Origin of the sequence: Acinetobacter sp. WC-743 (genome assembly GCF_000335555.1) — a bacterium.
GTDB classification, from domain to species: domain Bacteria; phylum Pseudomonadota; class Gammaproteobacteria; order Pseudomonadales; family Moraxellaceae; genus Acinetobacter; species Acinetobacter bereziniae.
The window spans coordinates 45,248-52,116 of sequence record NZ_AMFQ01000031.1; the positions used below are offsets into that span (position 1 = coordinate 45,248).

The 6,869-nt window shown below is 33.6% G+C and carries 6 protein-coding genes; 1 reads left to right on the plus strand and 5 read right to left on the minus strand.

Annotation, left to right across the window (positions count from 1 at the left end; all coding sequences use genetic code 11):
- Positions 1–100: 100 nt before the first annotated feature.
- From ACINWC743_RS04560 to ACINWC743_RS23505, 3 genes are all read right to left on the minus strand, one after another.
- Positions 101–2,290 carry a TonB-dependent receptor domain-containing protein gene (locus ACINWC743_RS04560; RefSeq protein WP_009584533.1) on the minus strand — a complete coding sequence of 730 codons (2,190 nt, stop codon included), beginning with the start codon at positions 2,288–2,290 and terminating at the stop codon, positions 101–103.
- Positions 2,291–2,879: 589 nt separating this feature from the next.
- Complete coding sequence (locus ACINWC743_RS04565; protein WP_035300310.1) at positions 2,880–3,170, minus strand: hypothetical protein; 291 nt, start codon at positions 3,168–3,170, stop codon at positions 2,880–2,882.
- A 1,148-nt stretch (positions 3,171–4,318) separates the two neighbouring features.
- Positions 4,319–5,128 carry a DUF4882 family protein gene (locus ACINWC743_RS23505; protein WP_009584534.1) on the minus strand — a complete coding sequence of 270 codons (810 nt, stop codon included), beginning with the start codon at positions 5,126–5,128 and terminating at the stop codon, positions 4,319–4,321.
- Between the two features lie 203 nt (positions 5,129–5,331).
- On the opposite strand from ACINWC743_RS23505, the gene ACINWC743_RS04575 reads away from it, so the two are divergent.
- A complete protein-coding gene (locus tag ACINWC743_RS04575; RefSeq protein WP_009584519.1) occupies positions 5,332–5,784 on the plus strand; it encodes a hypothetical protein in 453 nt (150 codons plus the stop codon).
- 200 nt (positions 5,785–5,984) lie between these two features.
- Here ACINWC743_RS04575 and ACINWC743_RS24745 read toward each other — a convergent pair whose 3' ends face one another.
- On the minus strand, positions 5,985–6,200 hold the full coding sequence (locus tag ACINWC743_RS24745; protein ID WP_035300313.1) for a hypothetical protein: 216 nt from the start codon (positions 6,198–6,200) through the stop codon (positions 5,985–5,987).
- Between the two features lie 78 nt (positions 6,201–6,278).
- A partial coding sequence (locus ACINWC743_RS04585) for an IS5-like element ISAbe13 family transposase (protein ID WP_009584513.1) occupies positions 6,279–6,869 on the minus strand: 591 nt, incomplete at its 5' end.

The window sequence follows — 6,869 nt, forward strand, 5'->3', positions numbered from 1 at the left end:
GATAAAAATTCTTTGGATTAATTTTAAATACAAAAAATCAATGCTTTAATTTATAAAATATCGAAACTCTATCAGGATAAAGTTTCGATATAAGCTCATGCTAGAATTTAAAGGTAGTACTCAATTGAACTCGACGACCTTCTTGCGTGTTGCTGTACTGATTATAATAAAGTGAACCTACTTTTTGATAATCAATAAAGTTTTTATCAAATACATTGTATAAGCCTACTCCGATATCCAACTTCTCATTTACATTAAAGTTTGATCCTACGTGCATTAAAGCATAGGCTTTAAAATCACCGAGGGCATCATATACCCCCTTTTCGGTTGCTGTTAAATTATTATAGCTAGACGTATAACGCGCACGTTCACTTCGGTATTCACCCCTCGCCCATAATTGAATTTTATCATCGGCTTGCCATTTCATTGATGCATTCACAATATGTTTAGGCGTATCGTTTAAAGGTGGATTTCCCAGTGCTTTATCCTGAATTTCCGTTTCAGTCCATGTATAGTTCAATCCCAATTTCCAAGTCGGCACGAACTCCCAATTTAAACCAGTTTCAATACCATAAATATCAGCTTTTTGCGCATTGATTGGACGTCTAACACTCCAAGTACGTGAACCTGTATCACCAGATTGCATTAACCATGGTGTACCAATGCTTGCCATATATTTTTCACAATCAGCTTTTATTATAGCGTCCTTGGCATCACAGGTTCTCTCTGTAGGACCAATAACAATCTTATCTTTTACCTGACTGTAAAATGCAGTGATATTGGCATCAAAATTGGATTGATTATTAAAATAAGTACCGAACTCAAGATTACGACTTGTTTCTGGTTTTAGATTAGGGTTACCAAAAAGTGGCGTTCGCCCTTGTCCACCAACATTATAAATCCCATTGGTCAAACGTTCTAAGCGAGGTGCTTTATATCCCTCACTATAACCACCTTTAAGGGTCCAATTATCATTTGCATTCCATACCAAATAGGTTCTAGGTGTCCAAAAGGAGCCAAAGGTATCATGATTATCAAAACGCAAACCCGTTGTGAGAGCCAAACTTGGAGTAAGTGCCCATGTATCTTCTGCAAAAACACCAATCTGTTTAAAAGAAACGTCTTTATTTACCCTTAATCCATCTTTAATACTGGCATCCCACCATTGTCCACCGAGGGTAATGTTGTGTGCATCAAAATATTGCGTCGCTAATTTAGTATCAAAAATCGTATCTTTACTCTCTAAAAGTCGAGGGTTAATTGCGTTTGAACCTGCTTGTGCACGGGATGGAATAAGTCGACCTATTGTTTCGGTCTGGGTATTACTAATACTCGAATCTAAAGTCCCTATCTTATTACGCCATGTATGCGCAAGTACGATTCGATTTCGGTTAAATTCTTTTGCTTTGTCGTAGCCACCATTTGCACCAAGCGTACCCAGTTGGGCTTTACTGTTATCGTACCATTGCTCTGTTTTTTCATACTCTAAAGAAAGATCATGCTGCTTGGTTGGTGTTAGTGTTAAACGAGCACCAATCGTATCAATATCCGATTTAGTCGGATTATTCCCCATTCCTAGCTCTACAACGTTATCATTCTGATCGAGATAGCCTACATTGGACTGGCTCCGTTCAGCTTTACGGGTGCGAAGTTGTATACCTAGTAAGTCTTTAATAATTGGACCAGTAATAAAAGAATCTACAGCACGTTGATTACCAAAATTAGAACTGTTTGGCAGTAAGGTTGCTTCTATGGTCGAACTACCTGTCCATTCATTGGATACTTTTTTAGTAATGATATTGACCACACCACCCATTGCATCAGACCCATAAAGTGTAGAAGCAGGTCCTCGAATCACCTCAATCCGTTCAATTGCTGAAATCGGTGGGATAAAACTATTGTTGGATTCACCGAATCCATTGGGAGTAATATCTCCTGTACTGTTTTGACGGCGACCATCGATTAGCACCAAAGAATATTCAGCATCCATTCCTCGAATTCGAATATTCAGTCCCCCTGTTTTTCCAGCTTGAGGGCTAATATCAACACCTTCAATATCGACTAACGCGTCTGCAATAGAGTTTATACGTTTATCTTTTAAATCTTTTTCGGTAATCACCGTAATACTGGCTGGTGCATCTTTTAACTTTTGCTCATAGCCTGCAGCTGAAACAACAATAGTGGCAAGTTGTTGAGCAGAATTCACTTCTGCATTGTTATTTGCATAGACTGTGCTTGTTGTAATACCTAAAAGCGCTATCGAAACAGGACGAAGATTAAACTTTCTCATACATAAAATTCCATGGGATGGACGAGATCAGATTTGAAAAACATGCAAACATAAATAATAAGTATTCTCATTTGCATTAAAAGCCGTACAAAACTTATCAGAAATAGTAAAGAATTAATACATTTAAAATTAAATATTACTTAAATGTAATTTTCAGAATCATAAATAGACTGCAATCAATGCTTATCTTTCTTGTTATCTACAACAGATCATATTCCAAGTTATGACAGCTTGATGAGCAATAGCCTCATCACGCTTATAACAGCGATTTAATAATCAATGCCGCTTGATGAATTGCCAGACTTGCTCCATGGGATTCAATTCTGGGGAATAGGGAGTTAATTTTAATCAGATAACATTGTCTTAATTGAGTGAAGGTTGATGCTTGATGATCCACCAAAAAAATTTTTAACAGTCCATATTTAGGCTGGATATACTGTTAAATTTATGTTGTGCTTAAGTGTTAGGCTCGCTGTATTTTTTATGGAGATACCATAAAAATCATTGCAGAAACTGAACTATTATGCTCTTCTTCAATAATCATTAAGATTTTTTTTTCATTATTCACTTTTTCAAAACAGTGAAAAGCCTATCTATGTCCTAATTCTGGTTGCTGACGCTCAATCCATTTCTGATAGCTAATACTGATATTAAAAAAATTCATACCAACCGCAAGCCCTATAGATAACAAACTAATTGATATTGCTTTTGTGTTTCTGAGTAATAGTGCTAATGCAAATAAAACAACTGATGCACCTACAAAAAACATATCTATAGATATGGCATAGTGATTATTTCTTGTCATAAATGAAAGTATATAAACTAAAAATATACCAAACAGATTTAAAGTAAAAAGCCAAAATAATATTTTTAATTTCATGAAATTACTTCTTTTTCTCAACAATTAAGGCAGGGATTTTTTCAGCACCAAAGAAGTATTAAAACTTATACTTTTTCTTTAATAAAATTTCTATGATTAAAACTATGGGAGTCGTTATATAAAGCTTTAAAATTACAATTAAATATCCCATTACTAACGCATAATCAATAGGTCTTAACTCTATCTCAGGTTTATTAATTTTAAGGGTGATTAAAGCCATTAATACACTTGCAAAAGCAATAGAAATAAAAGAATTAATGCCAATATACTTTATACGTATAAAAATGAAAAAAAATGACGTTTGAAAAAATCACAGCGGCTAATATAAAAAAAAAGACGTTAGTGACAATTAAATGTCTATTCAAATATCCATAAGATGTTGAAAAGCCAAAAAGCAATTGAATATTTAGAATGAGATATCCAACTTTTCCAGAAATGTTCTTCATCTATTTAACCTTTAGAATTTTCAATGGCTTTCCTATCTTATCCATCTCTTTTTTTTAAGTTTGAGGGTAAAAACATTCCTGATGGTAGGTTTTTAAATATTCCAGTCCAGATATGGCACTAGATGTATATTGATATTTGCATTTTTTCGTCATATATCATCAGCATCACTTTCATAATCTTGTTTTTTCGGAGAAGCAGAGTAACTTAATAGAAAATAATGAATATTTTTAACTATAGAAATTATCAAGAAGTAAAAACTTATAGCATTTAAAATAATCAAAAAATCTGCAATTTAATCAAAAATTATATGCAAAGTGTGCCCATATTTAAGTTTATTCTAAACTTGATGATTCAACTCAAGCCTTTTCCAATCTACTACAAGCTCATCCCTTATTACATTTTGTTTACCTAGATTGGTTGCATATACTGGTAATGCTTTAGCATCAATAATCATGATTTACAGTAAGTTATTTTGAAGCTCGCTTAATTGGTCTTTAAGATCGATATCAGTTTTTTAAGTCAATCCCGCCCTGTCTAAGTTGCAAAAACAAGTCTGCGGTTTGTTCAATGATTTGGCATCCATCGGCTTGATTGGTATAAGTGGAAGTGCTTAAAAGTAGTAGTAATAGTATTTTGAATATCTACTATTAGAAATACTAACTCCCACATAGAGAGTTAGTAATTAGTAAAAGGGTATTTGGTTAAATAGTATTGCCGCAGACATCTTTTGCGCCTGTAGGATATGTTTGGGTCATTTTCGTGGCGTCTGTTATTAACTCCACTGAGAATTGCTTATTAGCATCTTCAATAGCGATATTTTGAGAAAGGGCGGTTAACATCACTCCGAAATTATTCGCCTTACTAGGAAGTGTATAAACATATCCCTGATTTACCCCATTTACAACTAAACCAATTTGATTTGATGCTTGATTAATGTAGATACCTATTTTTTGTAACTGTGTAGCATTTATAACTTGCGAGCCATTTAAATTATTGAGATTAACTTGTGATGTACCTTCAGCTAATAATGAAAACCAGAATTTGTTAGAAGAATTATTGCCATCATTGCCATTCATGTAAAATGTTCCTACTTGAAACACTTTACCATTTTCCATATTTCCACCAAAACCAATTGATGTGGACAGTCCCCCTTGACTGAGTGTTGATGGAACTTTGTAGTTAAACTCTATCGCAATCATACCATTTGATGGAAGTGTTTTATCTCCTAGTGTTCCACTTTTAGTTTTTACATATTCAATAGTGTTATTAGCATAAGTACTACTTGTACTATAATGCATCATAACATCTCCTGATGATCCAATAGGCATTCCTGATTGTAGAGTTAGACCAACTTTTTGATTTGAATTTTGAGGAAAAAGTGCCAGGTTGGGTACTGAGTACCCTGTTATAGTCTGTATTTGAATCAGGGAAGCATCAAAATTATAAGTACAAGCACCCCATCCACTTACACTCAACAGCCCTGTTAGTATTGCTATTGTTAATTTTTTCACTCTAATCTCCTTTTAATTATGAAGCTAGAATATAGAATAAAAAATGGACAATGAATGTAAAACCCGATGAAATGAGTTTTCAAATTGAGGAATATTTGAATGCTCTGTGAAATGAACAGCTTCTATTGTTAATTTAAAGTATCTCAAATATAGTTCACAATATAATCAAGGCAGAATAATTAACATTTTATAAAGGGCTTAACATGAAATATTTATGTGTTTTATTAATAGTTATAGCTTCAAGTGCAATTGCAGCTAATTTTAAAAATGATATGTCCTATTTGGTCGGTAAGCACCCTTATATAGCCATTCAAAACAAACTTGCTTTACAAGCTCTTCCAAATAACATTCCCAAAAAAGACTTCCAAAAGCTTAAAGACAGACTGTCTGTAGGTGCAAAAGTTACAACAGATGGTCAATATGTCGTATTACAAGGTTGTAAAGCACACCTATGTGATACTGATGCTGCAATTGTGGTTTTTGACAACTTAAATAAATATTCTTATGCCGCATACATAGAAAACATTGATGGAACATTGGGCACCCCAAATGTCCAAATTTATCAAAATACAAGATCAGACCCAAATACAATAGCACCCATTTATCAATTTATGACTGATCATAAAGTTTCAATGACTACAGAATTTGACAAATAATAAAGAAATGCTCATGTTTCCACCTGACAAAAACTAACCCACTAGTAAGTGGGTTCAAGTTTAAAGAATTAAGAAAAATCAATATAGTGGTTTATACATTTCCATACACCCTAGATAATATTTAGATGAAAAGTTACTTAATTGTCTATTCTTATCTGCGCTTTCTGATTGAGTAAATGCATCTCTAATTATTAACTGAATCATCTCATACAAATATTGATTACTTTCAGATTCATTTGCATGATCATTTCTTTTAAAGACATTCCTTTTTGTTTTTCCTGCATAACTGTATGAGCTATCTCCATTAAATCACGACAATTTGATTCATGCTCCTTGTCGCTTACAGGCTGTCGTGGTGCAGCATTGGAAAAAGATATTGAGGCAAAAAATACAAAAATTAGTGTTATTTTTTTCACTTTTATCTCAGTTATAAAAATTAGCTTTCTTACTTCATTTTTATAGGGTCTGTTGACATTTAGGGTTCATAATTTAACCTACAAGGGGAGCCATATAAATATACAAGCTAATGCAACAGAACTTTCATAGTTCCGTTTTAACTTGTCATATCGTGTGGCTATTCCTCGAAATTGCTTTAACCTACAAAACATATTTTCTACTAAATGCCTGATTTTATATAAATACCAATCCATATGGTCATTGTTTGATTGGCTATTGGATTTTTTAGGTATATTTGCTTTTGTTCCAGTTGCTCTAATCTGCTGTCTTAATGGCTCTGAATCGTAACCTTTATCTGCACATACAATCTCTGCCTCATTTAAATCGAGTTTTGAAATTAAATCAGGTGCGACCTTAACATCATGTGTGGTTCCATCAGTAATAATGAAATCAATAGGATTCCCATTTGAATCTACAACTAAATGTATTTTGGAGGAGTTTCCTCCTGCACTTTTAGAGATTGCCTGATCAGCAATACCCGCAGAATGTTGATGAGCACGAATATGGGAACCATCGATGAATAGCCATTCCATATCGGTATTCAGTGATAATAATTTGAATATAGTGAGTAACTTACCACTACTTGACCAGCGATTAAAACGTTTAAAAATAGAGTTCGGTTGTCCAAA